The organism is Nocardioides renjunii, from assembly GCF_034661175.1.
Taxonomy (GTDB): Bacteria; Actinomycetota; Actinomycetes; order Propionibacteriales; family Nocardioidaceae; genus Nocardioides; species Nocardioides renjunii.
In genome coordinates, this window is the sequence record NZ_CP141058.1 from 3031285 (window position 1) to 3052827 (window position 21543).

The 21543-nt window shown below is 72.9% G+C and carries 23 protein-coding genes; 5 read left to right on the plus strand and 18 right to left on the minus strand.

Going from position 1 to position 21543, the window contains the following annotated elements:
- Positions 1-7 precede the first annotated feature (7 nt).
- The 10 genes from SHK17_RS14485 to SHK17_RS14530 form a co-directional block, all read right to left on the minus strand.
- Positions 8-346 (minus strand): hypothetical protein, encoded by a 339-nt coding sequence (locus SHK17_RS14485; protein WP_322919694.1) that lies wholly within the window; start codon positions 344-346, stop codon positions 8-10.
- A gap of 10 nt (positions 347-356) precedes the next feature.
- A complete protein-coding gene (gene efeB, locus SHK17_RS14490) occupies positions 357-1649 on the minus strand; it encodes an iron uptake transporter deferrochelatase/peroxidase subunit (protein WP_322922035.1) in 1293 nt (430 codons plus the stop codon).
- Complete coding sequence (gene efeO, locus SHK17_RS14495; RefSeq protein ID WP_322919695.1) at positions 1646-2887, minus strand: iron uptake system protein EfeO; 1242 nt, start codon at positions 2885-2887, stop codon at positions 1646-1648. The genes efeB and efeO overlap by 4 nt, the downstream gene beginning before the upstream one ends.
- Positions 2888-2937: 50 nt before the next feature.
- Positions 2938-3807: an iron uptake transporter permease EfeU gene (efeU, locus tag SHK17_RS14500; RefSeq protein WP_172264904.1), complete on the minus strand. Its 870-nt coding sequence runs from the start codon at positions 3805-3807 to the stop codon at positions 2938-2940.
- Between the two features lie 91 nt (positions 3808-3898).
- A complete protein-coding gene (locus SHK17_RS14505) occupies positions 3899-4702 on the minus strand; it encodes a class I SAM-dependent methyltransferase (RefSeq protein WP_322919696.1) in 804 nt (267 codons plus the stop codon).
- Between the two features lie 20 nt (positions 4703-4722).
- On the minus strand, positions 4723-5751 hold the full coding sequence (ilvC, locus tag SHK17_RS14510) for a ketol-acid reductoisomerase (RefSeq protein ID WP_322425643.1): 1029 nt from the start codon (positions 5749-5751) through the stop codon (positions 4723-4725).
- A gap of 102 nt (positions 5752-5853) precedes the next feature.
- Positions 5854-6399 (minus strand): acetolactate synthase small subunit, encoded by a 546-nt coding sequence (gene ilvN / locus SHK17_RS14515; protein WP_172264911.1) that lies wholly within the window; start codon positions 6397-6399, stop codon positions 5854-5856.
- A complete protein-coding gene (locus SHK17_RS14520) occupies positions 6399-8171 on the minus strand; it encodes an acetolactate synthase large subunit (protein ID WP_322919697.1) in 1773 nt (590 codons plus the stop codon). The genes ilvN and SHK17_RS14520 overlap by 1 nt, the downstream gene beginning before the upstream one ends.
- A gap of 239 nt (positions 8172-8410) precedes the next feature.
- Complete coding sequence (locus SHK17_RS14525; protein ID WP_322919698.1) at positions 8411-9103, minus strand: 4a-hydroxytetrahydrobiopterin dehydratase; 693 nt, start codon at positions 9101-9103, stop codon at positions 8411-8413.
- Positions 9104-9173: 70 nt separating this feature from the next.
- Positions 9174-10193 carry a S66 family peptidase gene (locus SHK17_RS14530; protein WP_322919699.1) on the minus strand — a complete coding sequence of 340 codons (1020 nt, stop codon included), beginning with the start codon at positions 10191-10193 and terminating at the stop codon, positions 9174-9176.
- 25 nt (positions 10194-10218) lie between these two features.
- Between SHK17_RS14530 and SHK17_RS14535 the strand changes: the two genes are divergently transcribed.
- A complete protein-coding gene (locus tag SHK17_RS14535) occupies positions 10219-10674 on the plus strand; it encodes a DUF6973 domain-containing protein (protein WP_322425646.1) in 456 nt (151 codons plus the stop codon).
- Between the two features lie 2 nt (positions 10675-10676).
- On the opposite strand, the gene SHK17_RS14540 is transcribed toward SHK17_RS14535, so the two are convergent.
- Positions 10677-11270: a TetR/AcrR family transcriptional regulator gene (locus SHK17_RS14540; RefSeq protein ID WP_172264926.1), complete on the minus strand. Its 594-nt coding sequence runs from the start codon at positions 11268-11270 to the stop codon at positions 10677-10679.
- 54 nt (positions 11271-11324) lie between these two features.
- On the opposite strand from SHK17_RS14540, the gene SHK17_RS14545 reads away from it, so the two are divergent.
- Complete coding sequence (locus tag SHK17_RS14545) at positions 11325-12023, plus strand: hypothetical protein (RefSeq protein ID WP_322919700.1); 699 nt, start codon at positions 11325-11327, stop codon at positions 12021-12023.
- A gap of 24 nt (positions 12024-12047) precedes the next feature.
- On the opposite strand, the gene SHK17_RS14550 is transcribed toward SHK17_RS14545, so the two are convergent.
- From SHK17_RS14550 to SHK17_RS14580, 7 genes are all read right to left on the minus strand, one after another.
- A complete protein-coding gene (locus SHK17_RS14550; protein WP_172264932.1) occupies positions 12048-12563 on the minus strand; it encodes a deoxycytidylate deaminase in 516 nt (171 codons plus the stop codon).
- Entirely contained in the window at positions 12560-12976 is a 417-nt protein-coding gene (locus tag SHK17_RS14555; RefSeq protein ID WP_172264935.1) for a VOC family protein, read from the minus strand. Before SHK17_RS14555 ends, SHK17_RS14550 begins: the two co-directional genes overlap by 4 nt.
- Position 12977: 1 nt before the next feature.
- Positions 12978-13700 carry a GNAT family N-acetyltransferase gene (locus SHK17_RS14560; protein ID WP_322919701.1) on the minus strand — a complete coding sequence of 241 codons (723 nt, stop codon included), beginning with the start codon at positions 13698-13700 and terminating at the stop codon, positions 12978-12980.
- On the minus strand, positions 13697-14917 hold the full coding sequence (gene kynU / locus SHK17_RS14565; protein WP_322919702.1) for a kynureninase: 1221 nt from the start codon (positions 14915-14917) through the stop codon (positions 13697-13699). Before kynU ends, SHK17_RS14560 begins: the two co-directional genes overlap by 4 nt.
- Positions 14918-14936: 19 nt before the next feature.
- Entirely contained in the window at positions 14937-16628 is a 1692-nt protein-coding gene (gene ilvD / locus SHK17_RS14570) for a dihydroxy-acid dehydratase (protein ID WP_322919703.1), read from the minus strand.
- Positions 16629-16679: 51 nt separating this feature from the next.
- Positions 16680-17324 (minus strand): helix-turn-helix domain-containing protein, encoded by a 645-nt coding sequence (locus SHK17_RS14575; protein WP_322919704.1) that lies wholly within the window; start codon positions 17322-17324, stop codon positions 16680-16682.
- 392 nt (positions 17325-17716) lie between these two features.
- The gene (locus SHK17_RS14580) at positions 17717-18808 is read right to left on the minus strand and encodes a WD40/YVTN/BNR-like repeat-containing protein (RefSeq protein WP_322919705.1); all 1092 of its coding nucleotides are present in this window, start codon (positions 18806-18808) and stop codon (positions 17717-17719) included.
- 63 nt (positions 18809-18871) lie between these two features.
- On the opposite strand from SHK17_RS14580, the gene SHK17_RS14585 reads away from it, so the two are divergent.
- Genes SHK17_RS14585 through SHK17_RS14595 form a run of 3 tightly spaced genes read left to right on the plus strand, consistent with a single transcriptional unit; the run spans position 18872 to position 21538 of the window.
- The gene (locus SHK17_RS14585) at positions 18872-19435 is read left to right on the plus strand and encodes a PadR family transcriptional regulator (protein WP_172264953.1); all 564 of its coding nucleotides are present in this window, start codon (positions 18872-18874) and stop codon (positions 19433-19435) included.
- 13 nt (positions 19436-19448) lie between these two features.
- Entirely contained in the window at positions 19449-20375 is a 927-nt protein-coding gene (locus SHK17_RS14590) for an EamA family transporter (protein ID WP_322919706.1), read from the plus strand.
- Positions 20372-21538, plus strand: a complete 1167-nt coding sequence (locus SHK17_RS14595; protein WP_322919707.1) for a PQQ-dependent sugar dehydrogenase — start codon at positions 20372-20374, stop codon at positions 21536-21538. The genes SHK17_RS14590 and SHK17_RS14595 overlap by 4 nt, the downstream gene beginning before the upstream one ends.
- The last annotated feature ends 5 nt before the right edge of the window (positions 21539-21543 follow it).

The following is a 21543-nucleotide window of genomic DNA, read 5'->3' on the forward strand; positions in this document are numbered from 1 at the left end:
CGAGCGCTCAACCGAGGTGCTCGAGCAGGCCCGGGTCGAGGTCGGCGCCGGTCACCTCGAAGTGGTCGACGTGGGCGTCCTTCTCGGCGAGGAGGTCGTCGTCGCCGGGGTAGAACACCGCCACCTCCGGCTCGTCGCCGGCGAAGCGGCGTACGCCCTCCATCGAGCGCCACAGCGACAGCGCGACCACCTCGACGAGGCCGTCCGGGCGGTCGCGGCGCAGGACCAGGGCACCGAGGTTGCCCAGCGTCCCGCGGTACTCCCGCACGCCGGTCTCGTCCTGGTGGCGCAGGTAGTCCTCGGCGTCCTCGGGCCGGACGGCCCCGCGCCAGCGTCTCAGGATCACGGCGCTCGCCTCACGTGAAGAGCGCCTGCCCGATGTGCTCCCCCGGGCCCGCTCCCGGCGGGACGGCGAACAGCGCGGAGCCGGTGAACTTGAGGTACTCCACGAGCGCGTCGGACGTCGACATCGCCAGCTGCACGGGAACGAAGTGCGTGGCGGGGTCGCGGACGTAGGCGAGGAAGAACAGGCCGGCGTCGAGGCCGCCAAGCGCGTTGGAGCCGTCGACGAAGTTGTAGCCGCGCCGCAGCATCCGGGCGCCGCCGTGCTGGCCGGGGTGCACCACGCGCACGTGCGCGTCCACCGGGATCACCGGCTGGTCGTTGCTGCCCGGCATCTCGAAGTCGGGCTCGGTCATCTCCTCGCCGCCCGACAGCGGCGCCCCGGTGCCCTTGGTCCGGCCGATGAAGGCCTCCTGGTCGCCGAGCGGCTGGCGGTCCCACACCTCGATGGTCATGTTGACCCGCCGCGCGACGAGGTAGGACCCGCCGGCGAGCCAGCCGGCCCCGGCGTCGTCGCCGGCGCCGACCCAGACGTGCTCCTCGAGCGCCGCCGCCTCCTCGGCCTTCACGTTGGCCGTGCCGTCCTTGAAGCCGAAGAGGTTGCGCGGCGTCGACTGGGAGGTCGACGTCGTCGAGGTGCGACCGAACCCGAGCTGCGACCACCGCACGGACACGGTGCCGAAGCCGATCCGCGCCAGGTTGCGCACGGCGTGCACGGCGACCTGCGGGTCGTCCGCGCATGCCTGGATGCACAGGTCGCCACCGGACCGGGCCGGGTCGAGGACGTCTCCGGGGAAGTGCGGCAGCTCGCGCAGCGCCGCCGGCTGCCGGTCGGCGAGGCCGAACCGGTCCTTGCCGTCGGCGTCGCGGAAGAGCGAGGGCCCGAACCCGAACGTGATCGTCAGCCCGCTCGCCGGCAGGTCGAGCGCCTCTCCCGTGTCGTCGGGAGGCAGGCGTACGTCGCCGCCGACCGCGCCGGTGCCCGCGGGCTCGCCGGCGGTCATCTGCTCGGCCGCGAGCGTCCACTGCTCCAGCAGCGCGACCAGCGCGTCACGGTCGTCGGTCACCACGTCGAAGGCCGCGAAGTGCAGCCGGTCCTGCGCCGGTGTGGTGATGCCGGCCTGGTGGGCGCCGCGGAAGGCGTACATCCCGGGGCGCCCGGCCGAGGCCGTCGCGGCGGCGTCGTCCTCGCCGGCGTGCGCCGAGCCGCGCCCGGCGGCGAAGGCCCCGGCGACGCCCGCGACCGCGACTCCCCCGCCCAGCAGGCCGCGCCTGCTGAGCCGGGAGGAGGTCGGCTGCTCGGTCAGGACAGCACCGCCGCGGTGAGGCGGGACAGGGGCTCGGAGAGCGCGTTGACGGCGTCGGAGAGCGCCTTGACCTGCTCCGGCGTCAGCTGGTCGTAGGTGACGAAGCCGTCACCCTCCCGCTGCTCGTCGAGCAGGGCCTGGAGCTCGTCGAAGCGGGTGGTGAGCTGCTCGGCGAGCTCGGGGTCCTTCGGCTCGACGATCGGCTGCACGCCCTCCCAGGCGACCTTCGCGCCGTCGACGTTGGCCTGGAAGTCCCACAGGTCGGTCCGCGACCAGTACTCCTCCTCGCCGGTCACCTTGCCGGTGGCCACCTCCTCGAGCAGGCCCCGCGAGCCGTTGGCGATCGCGTCGACGGTGTAGGTCAGCTCCTGCACGCGCGAGTCGAGCTCCTCGGTGTTGGCGAGCAGGTCGTCGGCGTACGTCGCCCGCTCGGCGTCGGTCAGCGGGGTGTAGTCCTCGGCACGCTGGGGCCAGAGGTCCTTCTCGATCAGGTGCCAGCCGCTCCACTCCTGGCCGGGCTCGAGGTCCGCCTCACGGGCGTCCATGAGCGGGTCGAGGTCACCGAACGACTCCGCGACGGTCTCGATGCGCTCCCAGTGGGTGCGCGCGACGGGGTAGAGCGCGCGGGCCTCGTCGTCCTCGCCGCCCGTGTAGAGGTCGACGAACTCCCGGGTCTTCTCGAGCAGCTGGGCTGACTGGTCCTCGACGTAGGAGGCGTAGTTGGCCTCGGCCTGGTCGACGAGCTGCTGCTCGTCGGCGTTGACCGTCACCTCCTCGTCGGACTCGGTCACGGTGAACTCGCCACGGATGCCCTCGCCCGTCATGCCCGGCTTGCAGGCGGTGACGTACGTCCCCGCGGGCGCGTTGACGGTCAGCGCGCGGGTGATGCTGGGGCCGACGTTCTCGACCTCCGCGACGATGCGCAGGCCGTCGTCGCCGAGCAGGTAGAACTCGGTGACCTGGTCGCCGGCGTTGGTGACGTCGAAGGTGAGCGTGCCGGCCGGGGCTTCGGTCGCCGAGAGCGTGCAGGCGTCGGCCGACGACTCGACGGTGAGGGCGCGCGGGTCGGCGCCGTCGCCGGACGGCTCCGTCGGCGCGGTGCTCTCGGTGCCGCAGGCGGCGAGCGCGGCGACCAGCGCGGTGGCACCGACGACGGCGCGGGCCGACGTACGGGCCGACGTACGGGCCGACGTACGGGCCGACGTACGGAGGGCGGCGCGGGAGGTGGGGCGGCTCATGCGGGGGTTCCTTCGGGAAGGGTCAGGACGAGAGGGTCAGGACGAGAGGGTCAGGACGCGACCGGCTCGGCGGCCGGGCGAGGGGTCGAGGACTGGCGTCTGCGGATGCGGGACAGGAAGAGCGGGAGGACCACCGCGACGTAGGCGAGCCAGACCAGGCCCTCCACCCACGTCGTGGCGGGCGAGAAGTTGAAGAAGCCTTTGAGCAGCGTCGCGAGGAACGAGCCGGGCGGGAGGACGTTGCTGACGTCGAACATCACCGCGTCGAGGCCGGGCAGCACGCCGGCCTCCTGCAGGTCGTGCATGCCGTAGGACAGGACGCCGGCCGCGACGAAGATCAGCAGCACGCCGGTCCAGGTGAAGAAGCGGGTCAGGTTGATCCTCACCGCCCCGCGGTAGACCAGGTGGCCGAGCACGACCGCGGTCGCGATGCCGAGGACGGCGGCGAGCAGCGGCGTGGAGGTCACGGGCGCGGCCTCGGGCAGGTCCCGCCCGGTCGCGGTGCGGGTCGCGGTCCACAGGATGAGTGCGGTCTCGAGGCCCTCGCGACCGACGGCCAGGAACGCGACCACCACCAGCGACCACCGGGAGTCGGCCGCCGCGTCGACGCGCCCGCGCAGGTCGCCGGCGATGCTGCGGGCGGCGCCGGCCATCCAGAAGATCATCCACGTCACGAAGGCGGCCGCGACGATCGACAGCACGCCCCCGATCAGCTCCTGGGTGCGGAACGTGAGCTGGCGGCTCTGGAGCCCGAGCCCGAGGGTCACCGCCACGCTCATGAGCACGGCGATGCCGACGCCGGCCCACACCCGCGGCAGCAGGTGACGCCGGTCGGTCTTGACCAGGTAGGCGACCAGGATGCTCACGACGAGGGCCGCTTCCAGCCCTTCGCGCAGCCCGATCAGGTAGTTCGCCAGCACAGCCGTGCAGACTACACCCAAGGTTAGGCACACCTAATCCCGAGCGACGGCGAGACGGCCGGGCGCGGGTCGGGCGCGGGTCAGGCGCGAATCAGGCGCGGACGAGGACCTCGCCGTGCAGCACCGAGAACCAGCCGTCCGGGTGGGCGGCCCACGAGCGCCAGGCGTCGGCGATCCCCGCCAGCTCCTCGGCGCTCGCCCGGCCCTCGTCGACCAGCTGGCGGGCGAGCATGGTGGAGGTGATGCGGTCGGCCCACAGGCCGCCCCACCACGCGCGGTCCTGCGGGTCGGCGTAGCACCAGGTCGAGGAGCCGGCCACCACGTCGGTGGCACCGGCGGCGTGCGCCCAGGCCAGCAGCATCCGGCCGGCGTCCGGCTCGCCGCCGTTGGCGCGGGCCGCGGCGTCGTAGAGCTCGAGCCAGCGGTCGAGCCCCGGCGCCGCCGGGTGCCACGAGAAGTGGCCGTAGTCGCTGTCCCGCGCGGCGACCAGGCCGCCCGGGCGGGTCACCGCGAGCATCTGGCGCAGCGCCGCGACCGGGTCGGCGACGTGCTGGAGCACCTGGTGCGCGTGGACGACGTCGAAGCCGCCGGCGGCGGGCCCGCCGAGCGCCTCCAGCGCGTGCACGTCCCCCACGACCACGGTCGCGTTGGTGACACCCTGCCGCTCGAGCTCGGCGCGGGTCAGGTCGGCGGCCTCGTCGGTGACCTCGAGCGCCACCACCTCCCCCACCAGCCGGGCCAGGTCCGCGGTGATGGTGCCGGGACCCGACCCGACGTCGAGCAGGCGCTGCCCGGCGTGGAGGTGGGGCAGGAGGTACGCCGCCGAGTTGGCGGCCGTGCGCCACCGGTGGGAGCGCAGGACGGCCTCGGCGTGCCCGTGGGTGTAGGTGCTCATGCCAACGCTCCGACGCGCGGTCAGCGCGCGGCGGTGCCCTCGACGTAGTCGGAGTCGTGCGACTTCACCCACGCCATGAGCTTGCGCAGCTCGCGGCCGGTCTGCTCGATCGGGTGGGACTCACCCTTCTTGCGGAACTCGGTGAACTCCGGCGAGCCGTTGTCCATGTCGGTGATGAAGCGCTCGGCGAACGCGCCGTTCTTGATGTCGGCGAGCACGTCCTCCATGTTCTTCTTCACGTCGGGGGTGATCACCCGCGGTCCCGAGACGTAGTCGCCGAACTCGGCGGTGTCGGACACCGACCAGCGCTGCTTGGCGATGCCGCCCTCGTACATCAGGTCGACGATGAGCTTGAGCTCGTGCAGGCACTCGAAGTAGGCCACCTCGGGCTGGTAGCCGGCCTCGGTCAGCACCTCGAAGCCGTACTGCACCAGCTGCGAGGCGCCGCCGCACAGCACGGCCTGCTCGCCGAAGAGATCGGTCTCGGTCTCCTCGGTGAACGTCGTCCTGATCCCGCCGGCCCGCAGGCCGCCGATGGCCTTGGCGTAGGACAGGGCGACGTCCCAGGCCTTGCCGGACTCGTCCTTCTCCACGGCCACGAGGACGGGGACGCCGCGGCCGTCGACGTACTCGCGGCGCACCAGGTGGCCGGGACCCTTCGGGGCCACCATGAAGACGTCGACGCCCTCGGGCGGGGTGATGTAGCCGAAGCGGATGTTGAAGCCGTGGCCGAAGACCAGGGTGTCGCCCGGGGTGAGCGCAGGCTCGATCTCCTCGGCGTAGAGCTTCCGCTGGTGCTGGTCGGGCGCCAGGATCACGATGAGGTCGGACTCCTCCGCCGCCTCGCGCGGCGTGAGGACGCGCAGGCCCTCGGCCTCGGCCTTGTCGCGGCTCTTCGAGCCCGGCTGCAGGCCGATCCGGACGTCGACACCGGAGTCGCGCAGGGACAGCGCGTGGGCGTGGCCCTGGCTGCCGTAGCCGATCACCGCGACGTTCTTGCCCTGGATCAGGCTCAGGTCGGCGTCGTCGTCGTAGAACATCTCAGCCACAGGGGCTCTCCTTCGTGGGTGGGGCGGGGGTGGGGTGACACTCGGTGGTCGAGCAGCCGCGTGGGACGAGCGGCGTCTCGGGATCGTGGGTGGAGACCTCGCTCAGGTGGCGAGGGCGGACGGCGGCGCCGGGACGGCGACGGGGCGGTGCGAGCGCTCGCTGATCGAGCGCGAGCCGCGGCCGATCGCGACCATGCCGGACTGGACGAGCTCGCGGATGCCGAAGGGCTCGAGCACGCGGAGCAGGTCGGCGAGCTTGTCGGCGTTGCCGACCGCCTGGACGGTGACCGCGTCGGGGGCGACGTCGACCACCTTGGCGCGGAACAGCTGGACGGCGTCGAGCACCGCGCCCCGGGTCGTGGCGTCGGCGCGGACCTTGACCAGCAGCAGCTCGCGGTTGACCGACCCGCCTCCGTCGAGCTCGACGATCTTGATCACCTCGACCAGCTTGTTGAGCTGCTTGGTGACCTGCTCGAGCGGCGACTCCTCGACGTTGACCACGATGGTCATCCGGGAGACCTCCGGGTGCTCGGTCGGCCCGACGGCGAGGCTGTCGATGTTGAAGCCGCGCCGCGAGAACAGGCCGGCGATGCGCGCGAGGACGCCCGGCTTGTTCTCCACCAGGACGGACAGGGTGTGCTTGCTCATCAGGCTCGGACCTCCCAGTCGTCCTCGACCTCGTCGAACTGCGGGGCGAGGTCGCGCGCGTACTTGATCTCGTCGTTGCTCGTGCCGGCGGCGACCATCGGCCACACCATGGCGTCGCGGTGGACGCGGAAGTCCACGACCACCGGCCGGTCGTCGATGGCCATCGCCTTCTCGATCGTGGCGTCGACCTCCCCCGGGGACTCGCAGGCCAGGCCGACGCAGCCGTAGGCCTCGGCGAGCTTGACGAAGTCGGGGATCCGCTTGGAGTGCAGGTCGGTGTTGGAGTAGCGCTCGTTGTAGAACAGCGTCTGCCACTGCCGGACCATGCCGAGCGACTCGTTGTTGATGATCGCGACCTTGATCGGGATGTCGTTGATCGCGCAGGTCGCCAGCTCCTGGTTGGTCATCTGGAAGCACCCGTCGCCGTCGATGGCCCACACGGTGGTGTCGGACATCCCGACCTTGGCGCCCATCGCCGCGGGCACCGAGTAGCCCATCGTGCCGAGGCCGCCCGAGTTGAGCCAGGTGTGCGGCTTCTCGTAGCCGATGAACTGCGCGGCCCACATCTGGTGCTGGCCGACCCCCGAGGTGAAGATCGTGTCGGGCCCGGCGATCGCCCCCAGCCGCTCGATGACGTACTGCGGGGCGAGGCCGGTGTCGGGGGCGTCGTAGCCGAGCGGGTAGCGCTTCTTGATCCCGGCCAGGAAGGCGACCCACGCCTCGTAGTCGCCGTCGGCGCCCTCGGCGCGCAGGAGCGCCACCATCTGGGCGATGACCTCCTTGCAGTCGCCGACGATGGGCACGTCGGCGTGGCGGTTCTTGCCGATCTCCGCCGGGTCGATGTCGGCGTGGATGACCTGCGCCTGCGGGGCGAACGAGTCGAGGTTGCCGGTGACCCGGTCGTCGAAGCGGGCGCCGAGGCTGATGATGAGGTCGCTCTTCTGCAGGCCCGCGACGGCGGCCACGGTGCCGTGCATGCCCGGCATGCCGAGGTGCTGCGGGTGGCTGTCGGGGAAGGCTCCGCGCGCCATCAGGGTGGTGACGACGGGGATGCCGGTCAGCGCGGCGAGCTGGGCCAGCTCGCGCGAGGCGCCGGCGCGGATCACGCCGCCGCCGACGTAGAGCACCGGCCGGCGCGCGTCCTTGACGAGGCGCACGGCCTCCTTGATCTGCTTGGCGTGCGGGGTCGTCACCGGGCGGTAGCCGGGCAGGTGCAGCTCGCTCGGCCAGGCGAACGTCGTCTGCGCCTGGAGGGCGGACTTGGCGATGTCGACCAGCACCGGGCCGGGCCGGCCCGTCGAGGCGAGGTGGAAGGCCTCGGCGATCGTGCGCGGGATGTCGGCGGGGTCGGTGACGAGGAAGTTGTGCTTGGTGATCGGCATCGTGATGCCGCGGATGTCGGCCTCCTGGAAGGCGTCGGTGCCGATCATCGAGGCGCCGACCTGACCCGTGACGGCGACCATCGGCACGGAGTCCATGTGCGCGTCGGCCAGCGGCGTGACCAGGTTGGTGGCGCCGGGGCCGGACGTCGCCATGCACACGCCGACGCGGCCGGTGGCCGCGGCGTAGCCCTGGGCGGCGTGGCCGGCGCCCTGCTCGTGGCGTACGAGGACGTGCCGGATCCGCGTGGAGTCCATCAGCGGGTCGTAGGCCGGGAGGATCGCGCCGCCCGGGATGCCGAAGATGTCGGTGACGCCGGCCGCCTCCAGGGAGGTGACGAGGCTCTGGGCCCCGGAGACCGACCCGGTGGCCTGTCCGTCCTGCTCCGTCATGGTTCTTCTTTCCTCGTCAGCCCAACAAAAAACCCCTCGGCCCGGTGGGCGACGAGGGGTGACGCGTGTGCGGTGGGGTCTGGTGACCTCAGCCCACGCGTCGCGTGCGTACAAGAATCTCGGTGCGCATGCGACAACCGTCGTCGCCGGGGCCGTCCGGCGTCAAGCAAGTGTGACAGTCGTCCCAACATGTGGAATCTGCGTCTCGACATGTGGCTGGACGCGCGCGGAAGCGGGGCTCAGCGGTCGAGCGGCGTGCAGATGCAGGACCGGTTGCCGTCGCGGTCCTCGACGACCCAGAACGACGGGGCGGCCGCGTCGCTGACCAGCCTCCCGCCGGCGTCCAGCACGGCCTGCAGCCGGTGCTCGGCCTCGTCGTGCGGCACCCAGACGTCGAGGTGCCAGCGCTGCTCGTGGTCCTGCGGCGGCAGCGAGGGGTCCGCGTCCGAGCCATCGTCGTCCGGCACCTGGAACCACAGCCCGGGGACCTGCCCGCTGGGATCCACCGGCTCCCCGTCGCGGACCTCGGCGCCGAGGAGCGCGGCGTAGAACCCGTCGAGCCCGGCCGCGTCCCCCGTGTCGAGGCCCACCTCGAAGCCGGTGAGCCCGGAGACGTCGGCGCTGGCGCCCAGCTCGGCGGCGAACCCGCTGATCCGGCGCGCCAGGTCGACGTCGCGGCTGGTGATGCCGCCGACGTCGTGGCTCGACAGCGTCACGATCACCTCGGAATAGGTCAGCGACACGTCGGGATGGTGGTCGGCCTCCTCGGCGGCGGCCCCGATCCGGTCGACGAGGGCCAGCCCGGTGGCGAAGTCGCCCGTGCGGAACCGGGCCCTGAGCCGGCGGAGGACGCTGCGCCAGTCGTCGAGCCCTGCGGCCAGCAGGTCGTCGTGGCTCAGCACCGCCCGCGGGCCGGGAGTCGGGTCGCTCATGCCCCGACCCTGCCACGAGCCGCGGACACCCGCCAGAGCGGCTCTCGGCGCGGGCCCACCGGCCGCACCCTCAGCCGAGGGTCTGGGTGATCCGGCGCAGGTCGCCGTCGACCTCCACCCGCGCCAGCGCCCCGTTGACGAGCGGGAGGTGGGGCGGGACGTGCCCGATCTCGAGGTCCCACACGATCGGCAGGTCGAGCCGCCCGAGGGCGTCGAGGACGGCCCCGCGCTGGGTCAGCTGCGGGTGGTCCGGCGCGCTCGTGCGCCCGACCAGCACGGCCGCAGCCCGGTCGAACCAGCCGGCGAGCCGGAGCGAGTGCAGGTAGCGGCAGATGTCGACCGCGTGGTCCTCGCACGCCTCGACGTAGACGATCGTCGGCTCGTCGAGCCGCTCGGCCCAGCCCCGCACATCGCCGTACGGCGTGCCGGCGAGGTGGGAGATGGTCTCGATGCAGCCCCCGACGAGGCGACCCGACACGTCGACGGCGCCACCTCCCTCCACGTCCCAGCCACCCGCGCCCACGCGGGGCCACTCGGTGGCGTGCGGCTCCTGCTCGAAGCGCACCCAGTCGGCCACGAGCCCCGAGTCGTGCTGCTCGAACGGTCCCGGGCCGCTCGCCAGCTCGAGCCAGTGCAGCAGCCCGTCGGGGACGGCGTACGGCGTGTCCGCGAGGTTGTCGCCGTGCAGGGTCGCCCAGCCGAGGCGGGTGGTGACCGGCACCAGCAGGGTCGAGATGTCGGAGAAGCCGACCAGCCAGGTCGGCTCGGCCTCGGCGAGCACGTCCCAGTCCAGCAGGTCGACGAGGTCGATCGCGGTCTCCCCGCCCCACGGCGGCACGACGCAGGCGATGTCGGGATCGGCGAGCATCCGGGTGAGCTCGGCCGCCCGTTGCGGCGCCGGCGCGGACGTCAGCCCGGTGCCGTCCATGCACTCCCTCACCACGACGTCGAAGCCCCGGTCGCGCAGCCAGTCGACGCTGAAGGCGATCCGCGTCGCAGCGGCGCCCGAGGCACCCGCCGACGGCGAGGTGACGCCGATGCGGTCACCGGGGCGGAGCGGACGCGGGAAGCGCAGGGCCGGTGGCGTCATGCCCCGAGTCTGTCACTGTGGGTCCATGGGAACCGGACTCGGCGGCCTGCTGGAGCAGGCCATCCACTCGGCGACGGGGGTGCCGCGGCTCTACACCGCCGCGATCAGGGCCGGCCTGGGGCCGTCCGGGGCAATGGAGGTGCTGCTCGTCTCGCAGGCGGCGCTCGCCGCCGCGGCCAAGCACGGCCGGGGCGTGCCCGGGCGCAGCAACGCGATGCGGCACTTCCTGTGGCAGGCCGTCCTGACCGCACGCTTCGGCGCGGACGTCGCGCGCTCCGTCGCCGCAGCGCAGGAGACCGGCACGTCGCGCGCCCGCGACTCCCGCGTCGACGAGCACAACAACGCGGCGGGACAGGCCTACGGCGCCGCGCACGCCGCCAGGCTCTCGGCCGGCTCGGCCGGCGACGCGGTGGACAGCCTGGTGCCGGAGGCGCTGGCGATGTGGGAGGCGGGCGAGCTGGTCTGGGTGCGCCCGCGCTGACCTCACGGTGCCAGCACCCGCCGAATGACGTCGAGGAGCGCGCCCCGCTGGCCCGCCGCGGTGAAGTCGGCGTCCGTCGCCAGCCGGCCGAGGAAGCCGTCGACGACGACCAGCAGCCACGCCGTGAGGTCGCGCGCCGACAGGTCCGTGCGCACCTGCTGCGCGTGCTGGGCGCGCGCGACCCAGGGCTCGAGGCCCTCCTGGAGCGCGCGTGCGTCGAGCGCGAGCGCCGCCTCGACCGCAGGGTCCCCCATCACTGCGCCGACGGCGCGGACGAACCCGGCCAGCCGCGGGTCCGACATCTCGTCGGCGGTGTGCCGGACCCAGTCCCCGATGACGGTGATCGGGTCGTCGTCGTCGATCCGCGCGTCGAACCACTCGCGCGCCTCGATGGTGCCGTGGGCCAGGATCGCGAGGAGCAGCGACTGCTTGGTCGGGAAGTAGTGGAAGAACGTCCCCGAGCCGATGCCAGCCTCGCGGCACAGCGCGGCCGTCGACGTGCCGGCGTAGCCGGAGCGCGCGAAGCAGGTCAGCGCGGCGTCGATGATCTGCAGGCGCCGGGCCTGGTGCCGCTCGGGGTCGACGGTGCGGGCCATGGTGCGTCAACCTTCCCTGGCAATTGATGGAGTGCTTGCTCTAGTATTCCACGCATGGGGGACGCACCGGAACGCTGGCACCTGGTCCACGACAAGCACGACCACGTGGTCGAGATCGTGCAGGGCAGGCTCGTGCGCCAGGTCTCCTGGACCCGCGACGGCGTCGAGCTGGCGTCCAGGAAGACCACCGACGAGACGGTGGTGCTGAAGGCCGACGGCGAGGAGCAGGCCGTCCGGCTGAAGTTCGGGGTGCTGGGTCCGGCTCGTCGCGTCACGCTGCACTCCTCGGACACGGAGGCGCAGACGGGCCTGGCCGGCACCGACCTCGAGCCCGAGGCCGGGTCCAGGGCGGCGGAGCGGGCCGAGTGGATCGGACGGCACCCCCACCTGCACACCGCACGCCAGACGGCGATCGCGGCGGCCGGGGTCGGCGTACCCGTGCTCGTCGTCTGGCTGCTGACGCTGGTCCCGTGGCCCGACCTCGACCTGCCGTCGATCCCGCTGCCCGACATGCCGTCCATCCCCTGGCCCGACCTGCCGGCCATCCCGTGGCCCGACCTGCCCTCGATCCCGTGGCCCGACGTCGACCTGCCCGACCTGCCGGGCTGGGTGGACACCGTGCGGAAGTTCGCCATCCCGATCCTCATCGCGTTCTTCATCGCCCGGGGCGAGGTCAAGCGGCGCCGGCGCGCGGAGGCGGAGCGGGCGGCCGGGAAGGCTGGGAAGGTCGAGAAGGTCGAGGACGAGACGTGAGGGTCTCGATACGCTCGTTTATCGCTACTCGACCAGCGACTGCTGCTCGACCGGGGGACGGCTCCAGTCGGTGAGGCCGGCGCGGTCGTGCTCGCCGTCGGGCCAGACCGCGCGGACCACGCCCGCCGCGGCGAGCGCCTTGCGGCAGCCGGGGCACGGCGGGTCGGTGATGTAGGCGGTCGCGCCCTTGGTGTCCCGGGTGGCGAAGAGCAGCGCGTTGACCTCGGCGTGGATCGCGATGCAGAACCCCGGCGTGCCGGGCCGGTCGTAGTCGCCGAGCCCGGGCACGTCGTCGTACCCCAGCAGCCCGCGAGGACAGGCTCCCCCGAGGCAGTCGTCCTCGCCGGGAGCGGCGCCGTTGTAGCCGGTGGCGATGATGCGGTGGTCGATGGTGAGCACCGCGCCGACGCGGCGGCGGGTGCACTTCGCGCGGGCGGCGACGGCCACCGCGATGCCGAGGAAGTAGTCGTCCCAGCCGGGGACGGCCCGGGCCCCGTCCCTCGTGGGCCCGACGGGCTGGACGGGCTCGGTGGCGGTCATGGGAGCACAGACTGCCCGATCTCGCCCGGGTTGTAGGCGACTTCCCAGCGGAAGCCGTCGGGGTCGGCGAAGTAGCCGGTGTAGCCGCCCCACTCGCGCTGGACCGCCTCGCCGACCACCGTGGCACCAGCGGCCCGCGCCTGCTCGAGGACGGTGTCGACCCCCTGCGTGGTGGCGAGGTTGTGGGCGAGCGTGATGGGAGGTACGCCGCCGCGCGCCGGCGCGTGGCCGACCTCGGCGACGAACGCCTGCTCGACCCAGAGGCTGAGGACCACCTTGTCGGCGACCCGGATCATGATCACCTCACCGGGCACGTCGAGCTCGGGCTCCCAGCCCAGCCCAGCGACGTAGAAGCGCCGGGTGGCGTCGAGGTCGGCCACGACGAGCGTGATGAAGCTGACGCGCTGGTCCATGTCACTGCTCCGTGCCGGGCTGGTCGGGCTGGGCGGGCCGGGCGGCGAGACGGACCCGCTGGCGACCCATGGCGTCGAAGTTGCGGTCGTCGAGCCAGTCGTCGAGGGCCTGCCTGACCCGCGGCCACTCGAGGTCGGTGATGGAGAACCAGTCGGTGTCGCGGTTGCGGCCCTTGTAGACGAGGGCGTTGCGGAACCGGCCCTCCCAGATGAAGCCCAGCCGGATCGCGGCGCGCCGCGACGCCCCGTTGAGGCTGTCGCACTTCCACTCGTAGCGGCGGTAGCCGAGGTCGTCGAACACGTGCCGCATCAGCAGCGTCATCGCCTCGGTCGCGGCCCGGCTGCGCTGCAGCTGCTTGCCGAAGGCGATCCCGCCGACCTCGACGGACCCCATCTCCGGGTCGATCCGCATCAGCGAGCAGAAGCCGGCGGCGCGGCCGGTCTCCACGGGCACGATGGCGTACATCACCTGGCCGGGGTCGCTCGCGCCGTGCTCGACGATCGCGGCCATCCCGTCGCGGTCGCGGGGCCGTTCCCAGAAGACGTAGGTCCAGATCGGGTCGTCGTCCTCGCCGCAGACGGCGGAGACGAGGTCGTCGACGTGCTGGGGCCCGATCGGCTCGAGGCGGACTCCCCTGCCCTCGAGCGCGACTCGCTGCGGCGGCGGGACCGGTCGCCAGTCGACGGGGCGGCCGATGCGCTGTCTGTGGGCGTTCTGCGTCATCGCAGCGCCTCCGCCACGGCCGCGACGCCGCGCTCGACCTCGTCGTACGACGTGGACAGCGGGGAGAGGCCGATGCGCAGGCCACCGGGGTCGCGGTAGTCGGGGATCACGTCCTGCTCCCACAGCCGGGCGGTCACCTCGCGCATCCGCTCGTGGTGCAGGGTGACGTGGCCGCCGCGCTGCGCCGGGTCGCGCGGGGACGCGAGGGTGACCTCGGGCAGCATCGCGTCTGCGAGCTCGACGGCGTACGACGTCAGCGCGACGGACTTGGCGCGGATCGCCTCGAGGCCCGCCTCCTCGACGAGCTCGAGCATCGCCTGCATGGCGACCATGCCGAGGATCGGCGGCGTGCCGGAGATGAAGCGGCGGATGCCGGCCGCCGGGGTGTAGCCCGGACCCATCCGGAACGGGTCGGCGTGACCCATCCACCCCTGGATCGGCTGCGTCAGCTCACCCTGCAGTCGGGCGTTGACGTAGCCGAAGGCGGGCGAGCCGGGCCCTCCGTTGAGGTACTTGTAGGTGCAGCCGACGGCCAGGTCGACGTCCCAGGCGTCGAGCGCCGTCGGGACCGCCCCGGCCGAGTGGCACAGGTCCCACAGCACGAGCGCGCCGGCGTCGTGGGCGATCCGGGTGAGCTCGGGGGCGTCGGCGAGCCAGGCCGAGCGGTAGGCGACGTGGTTGAGGACCACCAGGGCGGTGCGCTCCCCGACGGCCTCACGGAGCTGGTCGGCGGTGACACCGGTGGAGGTGTCGACCTCGATCCAGCGCAGGCTCAGCCCACGCTCGGCCGCGATGCCCTCCGCGACGTAGCGGTCGGTGGGGAAGTTGTCGGTGTCGATGACGATCTCGGTGCGGCCGGGCTCCGTGCGGGCGACGTGGTCGACCGCGGCGCGCATCAGCTTGTAGAGCCACACCGTGGTGGAGTCGCCGACCGCCGTCTGGCCCGGCGCCGCCCCGAGGCAGATGCGCGCGAGGTCGTCGCCGAGCGTGGTCGGCAGGTCCATCCAGCGCTCGTCCCACCCCCGGATCAGCCGCCCGCCCCACTCGTCGCGGACGAACGCGGCCAGCCGGTCGGCCGTCGCGGCGACGGGGCGTCCCAGGGAGTTGCCGTCGAAGTAGACGAGCTCGGACTCGGCGCCGGCGAAGCGCTCGCGGAAGTGGGCGAGCGGGTCGGCGGCGTCGAGCGCTGCTGCGGTGCGCGGAGGTGCGGTGGTCACGACCGCAACCTATCCGCCGTCAGTAGCAGACGGCCCCGTGGGCGGCGGACTGCACCACCTTGCGGTACTTGCCCAGCACGCCGCGGGTGTACTTCGGCGGGAGCGGCTCCCAGCCCTCGGCGCGCGTGGCCAGCTCGGCCTCGTCGACGTGCACGTCGAGGGTCATGCTGGCCACGTCGAGGGTGATCTGGTCACCGTCGCGCAGGAACGCGATCGGGCCGCCGTCGCTGGCCTCGGGCGCGATGTGGCCCACGCAGAGCCCGGTCGTACCTCCGGAGAACCTGCCGTCGGTGATCAGCAGGACGTCCTTGCCGAGTCCGGCGCCCTTGATCGCGCCGGTGATGGCCAGCATCTCGCGCATGCCCGGTCCGCCCTTGGGACCCTCGTAGCGGATCACGACGACGTCGCCGGCCTTGATCGCGCCCTCGCCGAGGGCGTCGAGCGCCTTGCGCTCACCGTCGAAGACGCGCGCGGTGCCGGTGAAGGTGGAGTCGTCGAAGCCGGCGCTCTTGACCACGGCACCCTCGGGGGCGAGCGTGCCCTTGAGGATCGTGAGACCGCCGGTGGCGTGGATGGGGCGGTCGAGCTGGCGCAGGATCTCGCCGTCGAGCGGCTTGGGGTCGAGGTCGGCGAGGTTCTCCGCCATCGTCTTGCCGGTGCAGGTGAGCACGTCGCCGTTCAGGTGACCGGCGTCGAGCAGGGCGCGCAGCAGCACGGGGATGCCGCCGACGCGGTCGAAGTCGGTCCACACGAAGCGGCCGAACGGCTTCATGTCGGCCAGGTGCGGGACCGTCCTGCCGATGCGGGTGAAGTCGTCGATGGTGAGGTCGACCTCCGCCTCGCGGGCGATCGCCAGCAGGTGCAGGACGGCATTGGTCGAGCCGCCGAGGGCCATCGCCATCGCGATCGCGTTCTCGAAGGCGGGTCGGGTCATGATCTGGCGGGCGGTGATGCCCTGGCGCAGCATCCCGACGACGGCCTCGCCGGACTTGTGGGCGAACCCGTCGCGGCGACGGTCCACGGCCGGCGGGGAGGACGAGCCGGGCAGCGACATGCCGAGCGCCTCGGCGACGCTGGCCATGGTGTTGGCGGTGTACGCCCCGCCGCAGGCGCCCTCGCCGGGACAGATCGCGCGCTCGATCTCGTCGACCTTCTCCCGGCTGATCTTGCCTGCCAGGCACGCGCCGACCGCCTCGAAGGCGTCGATGATCGTCACGTCCTTGCCGTCGACCTGGCCGGGCATGATCGTGCCGGCGTAGAGGAAGACGCTGGCCAGGTCGAGCCGGGCGGCGGCCATCAGCATGCCGGGCAGCGACTTGTCGCAGCCGGCGAGGAGGACCGAGCCGTCGAGGCGCTCGGCCATCATCACGGTCTCGACCGAGTCCGCGATGACCTCGCGGCTGACGAGGGAGAAGTGCATCCCCTCGTGGCCCATCGAGATGCCGTCGGAGACCGAGATGGTGCCGAACTCGAGCGGGAAGCCACCGGCCGCGTGCACGCCGTTCTTCACCGCCTTGGCGAGGCGGTCGAGCGAGAGGTTGCAGGGGGTGATCTCGTTCCAGCTGGAGGCCACACCGATCTGCGGCTTCTCCCAGTCGTCGTCACCCATGCCCACCGCGCGGAGCATCCCCCGCGCAGCAGTGGCCTCGAGGCCGTCGGTGACGTCGCGGCTCCGGGGCTTGATGTCGGGACCGTTGGCTGCGTGCGTCATGCGGTCAGGCTAGTCGGGGCCACTCCCCTGCTGAGTCGTGTCTCATCCGGGTCACGCTGCCGGGTGCCTGCGGCGTTGCTCGAGGAGCTCGTCGCGTCGCTCGTCGCGGTGCTCGGCCTCGGCCGCGAGCTGGCGCAGCGAGGGATGGTCGTCCGGGGTGCCCCACATCAACCGCTCCAGACGGCGCAGCCACCGGCTGGTCCGGCAGCGGACCATCGGGTCGCGCCTGACCCGCGACCGGTCGACCCAGTTCCACAGCTCCATGCTCGAACGCAACCCTGCCGGCGCCCACCACCCGTTGACCCGTAGGTCGACGTGCGCCGGGAACCGGCTCCCACCATGCCGGCGGGCACCGTCGTCGCGCATCGGCTCGACCTCCTCCCCGCTGTCCACGGCGACGTACCGCTCCCGCAGCCCCGCCCTCCGCACCATCGCGTGCAGCACGCTCGCGCGAGGGCTCGTGCGTCCGGTCTCCCACCGCGCCACCACCGACTGCGACACCTCCAACAGCCCGGCCAGCCCTCGCTGCGACACGTCCAGGATCCGCCGGACCCGGCGCACCATCCCCGGGATCCCGCCCTCGAACGGCCCCAGGTCGTACCACTGCCACTCCGCCTCACCCCACCACCCAGCCGGTTCACCCACCCCGGCCGCCGCCACTGCCGCCGCCGCCGTTGCCGTCGTCGTACCGCCCATCGCCTGCTCCTCGCCCTGTGCGCCGGTGTCGTCCAGCCATCACAGACCGAGCCGCCGACACGGTGGCCGCGCTCTCCACAGCACGCACGCACCGGCCCGTTCGCCGGCACCTGTGGACACTTGCCGGGCCGCCACCGCCAGCAGCGGACCCCTTCCGACCACCCCACCCGGCGCGTCCTAGCCCGTGAGTCGCTCACAGACTCAAGACCAAGGACCCCCCGAGCGAGGTGCCGACGGAGGCGCCCCTACGCCTTGAGTCGCTCAGAGACTCAAGGCCTAGGAAGGCTGATGGGGCGGCCACGGGGCCGGGCCGGAACGGCCCTGAGGATCCGGGACGCCGCGGCGGATGACCCGTCGTGGTGCCGACCTGCGCCAGGCCGCCGGCCGGTTGGTCAGTCGAGCTTTGCGGCCCGCACGACCAGCACGTCGGGGAGGTCCTTCTGGATCTCCTGCCAGCTGGCGCCCTCGTCGGGCGAGGCCCAGACGCTCCCGTTGCGGCCGCCGAAGTAGAGGCCCACCTGCTCGTGGTCGTCGGCGCACATCCCGTCGCGCATGACGGCGGTGAAGTAGCCGTCCGGCAGGCCGCCGTCGCCCAGCGGCTCCCACGACGAGCCGGCGTCGGTCGTGCGGTAGACGCGGGCCTTGCCGTCGACGGGCCAACGGGCGCCGGCGCTGTCGATGGGGAAGGTGTACGCCGTGTCGCCGCGGTGGGGGTGGGCGACCATCGCGAAGCCGAACTCCGTCGGCAGGCCGGGGGCGATGTCGACCCAGGACGCGCCGCCGTCGTCGGAGCGGTAGACGCCGCCGTGGTTCTGCAGGTACAGCCGGTCCGGGTCCTCGGCGTCGCGGGCGACCTTGTGGACGCACTGGCCGAACTCGGGGTAGTTGCGGTCGCCGGGGAAGAACTCGGCCTTGACCCCTGAGTTCGAAGGCTTCCAGGACTCGCCACCGTCCGCGGTCGTGTAGACGCCTCCGGTCGAGAGGGCCACCAGCACGTGGTCGGCGTCGCGGGGGTCCGGGAGGATCGTGTGGAACGCCTGGCCGCCGAACCCCTCGTTCCACTCCTCGCGGTGGGGGTGGTCCCACAGCCCGCGCACCAGGGAGAACGTCTCACCCCGGTCGGTCGAGCGGAAGACGGCTCCCGGCTCGGTGCCGGCCCAGACCACGTCGTCCTCGAAGCCCGGCTGGAGCTGCCACACGCGGGCCAGCGTCGCGCCGGTGTCCTCGGGGAAGCGGGCGGCCCCGTTGGGGGTCTCGTCCCACGACTCGCCCAGGTCGTCCGAGCGCCAGACCTGAGGGCCCAGCCAGCTCGAGGACGCCCCCGCGAGCAGCCGCGGCGCGGACGACCGGGTGTCCACCATGACGGAGTAGACCTCCTCCATGGGGAAGTGCGGACCCGTCCAGTCCCACGCCGAGCGGGCCTCGTCGGACGTCCCGAGCCACATGCCCTTGCGGGTCCCGACCATGAGCAGCGTGCGCGACATCTGGAGCCTCCCGACCGCCGGTTCCGTGACTATTCCGATTAGGAACACTACTCTCGGGGCGAGATGAGTCAAGACCTCCCGGCGACCGGCTACGCGATCCTCGGCCTCCTCACCTTCGGCGACGAGCTGACGGGGTACGAGATCAAGCAGCGCGCCGACATCACGCTCCGCTTCTACTGGGTCTCGCCCGCGATGAGCCAGATCTACACCGAGCTGCGCCGCCTTACCGACCGCGGCCTGGTCGCCGCCGCCGCCCGGACGGACGGCGGCCGGGAGGTGACGTCGTACGCCATCACCGAGACCGGGCAGGCCGCGCTCAGGGCGTGGATGGACGGCACGCCGGCCGGCTTCCCGGTGCTCAAGCACACCGTCCTGCTCCGGCTGCTCGTCGGGCACGCGACCGAGCCGGAGCAGACCGCCCGGATGCTCGAGGAGTACGTCGCCGAGCTGGCGCAGGCGACCGCGGACCTCGCCGAGGTCCGCGAGTCCCTGCGCGGCGCGGACCGCCCCGGTGAGCCGCTGCGCTTCCCCTCGCTGGTGGCCGACTGGGGACTGGACTACTTCGCCGCGGAGACCCGCCACGCGCACCGTGCGCTGGACAGCCTCCAGGACGACCGGTCGGCCTGAATAGGCTTGCCCGGTGACCTCCCGACCGAGCCGAGACCTCCTCGGCCCCGTCGGACTGGTCCTCATCGGCATCCTGTCGGTCCAGCTCGGCGCCGCCATTGCCAAGGGCCTGTTCGGGGAGATCTCGCCGACGGCCATGGTGTGGCTGCGGCTGGTCACCAGCGCCCTCGTGCTCGCCGCGGTCGCCCGCCCGCGCCTGGGCGGACGCACCCGCCAGGACTGGCTGGTCGTCCTCGGCTTCGGCGCGAGCCTGGCCACCATGAACTGGGCGATCTACCAGTCCTTCTCGCGCATCCCGCTCGGCATCGCGGTGACGATCGAGTTCATCGGACCACTGACGCTGGCCGTCGTGGGGTCGCGCCGCGCCCGCGACCTGGTCTGGGTCCTGCTGGCCGGCGCCGGGGTGGCGCTGCTCGGCTTCCAGCGCACGGGCCTCGACCCGCTGGGAGTCGTGTACGCCCTGCTGGCTGGCGCGGCGTGGGCGGCGTACATCCTGCTGAGCGCCAGCACCGGGCGGCGTTGGGCGGGCTTCGACGGGCTGGCGGTCGCCAGCGTCGTCGCGGCGCTCGCGATGACCCTGCCCGCCCTGCTCACCGCCGGGACGAGCCTGTGGGACGGCCGCGTCCTGCTGATCGGCGCGCTGGTCGGGCTGCTGAGCTCGGTCATCCCCTACAGCTGCGAGCTGGTCGCGCTGCGCAGCCTCCGGCCGGCCGTCTTCGGGATCCTGATGAGCCTCGAGCCCGCCGCCGCGGCGCTCGCCGCCATCGTCGTGCTGCAGGAGCACCTCCCGCCGGTCCAGTGGATCGCGATCGCGTGTGTCGTCGCGGCCTCCATCGGCGCCACCCGTTCCGGGTCGGCGCCCGGTGAGCCGCCGGCGGGCCCGGACGCCGACGACGTCGAGCGAGGACGTTCGGCGACACCCGGCACAATCGCGACATGAGATCGCGACTGGCCCTCGGCTCACTGGCGCTCGCGCTCGCCACCGCCGGCTGTGCCGACAACACGCCCGCGCCGATCCCCCGCACGACCCAGCCGACCGACGCACCCAGCCAGCCGACGCCGACCGAGGAGCCCGGGAACGATGGGCAGTCCGGCGGGTCGGACGACGGCGGCAAGCCCGGCACCGGGGGCGACCGGGAACCGCGGGCCGTCGGCACCCTCGTCGACCTCCTCGAGGTGCCGTGGGGCGTCGACTTCCTGCCCGACGGCGCCGCGGTCGTCACCGAGCGGATGACCGGGCGGGTCCTGCAGGTCACCGCGGACGGCACGCTGAGCCGCCTCGGCGCCATCACCTCGGCCGTGCCGCAGGGCGAGGCCGGCCTGCTCGGCGTCGCGGTCTCCCCGGACTTCGACACCGACCGGACGCTGTTCTTCTACGTCACGACCGGCACCGACAACCGCGTCGTCAGGGCCGAGCTCGACGGCTCCAGGCTCGGTGAGCCGAGCGTGGTCCTCGACGGCATCCCGGCCGGCTTCATCCACGACGGCGGGCGCATCGCGTTCGGCCCGGACGGCCACCTCTACGTCACCACCGGCGAGACCGGCGACCCCGCGCTCGCGCAGGACCCCGACAGCCTGGCCGGGAAGATCCTGCGCATCACCCCGGACGGCGAGCCGGCGCCCGGCAACCCCGACCCCGGCTCCCCCGTCTGGTCGCTCGGCCACCGCAACGTGCAAGGCCTTGCCTGGGACGACGAGGGCCGGCTGTGGGCCTCCGAGTTCGGCGACTCCACCTGGGACGAGCTGAACCTCGTCGAGAAGGGCGGCAACTACGGCTGGCCCGAGGTCGAGGGGCGGGGCGGTCGGAAGCAGTTCATCGACCCCCAGCTCGTCTGGCCGGTCGAGCAGGCGTCCCCCAGCGGGCTGTCGTACGCCGACGGGCACCTCTGGATGGCCGGGCTCCGCGGCCAGCGCCTGTGGCGGATCACGGTCACGGCGGCCGGCAAGGCGGCCCGGCCGACGGCGTTCTTCACCGAGGACTACGGCCGGCTGCGCACGGTGGCCACGGCCCCCGACGGGCTGCTGTGGGTGACCACCTCCAACCAGGACGGTCGCGGCGAGCCGACGCCCGCGGACGACCGGATCATCCAGGTCCGTCCCTGACCCGC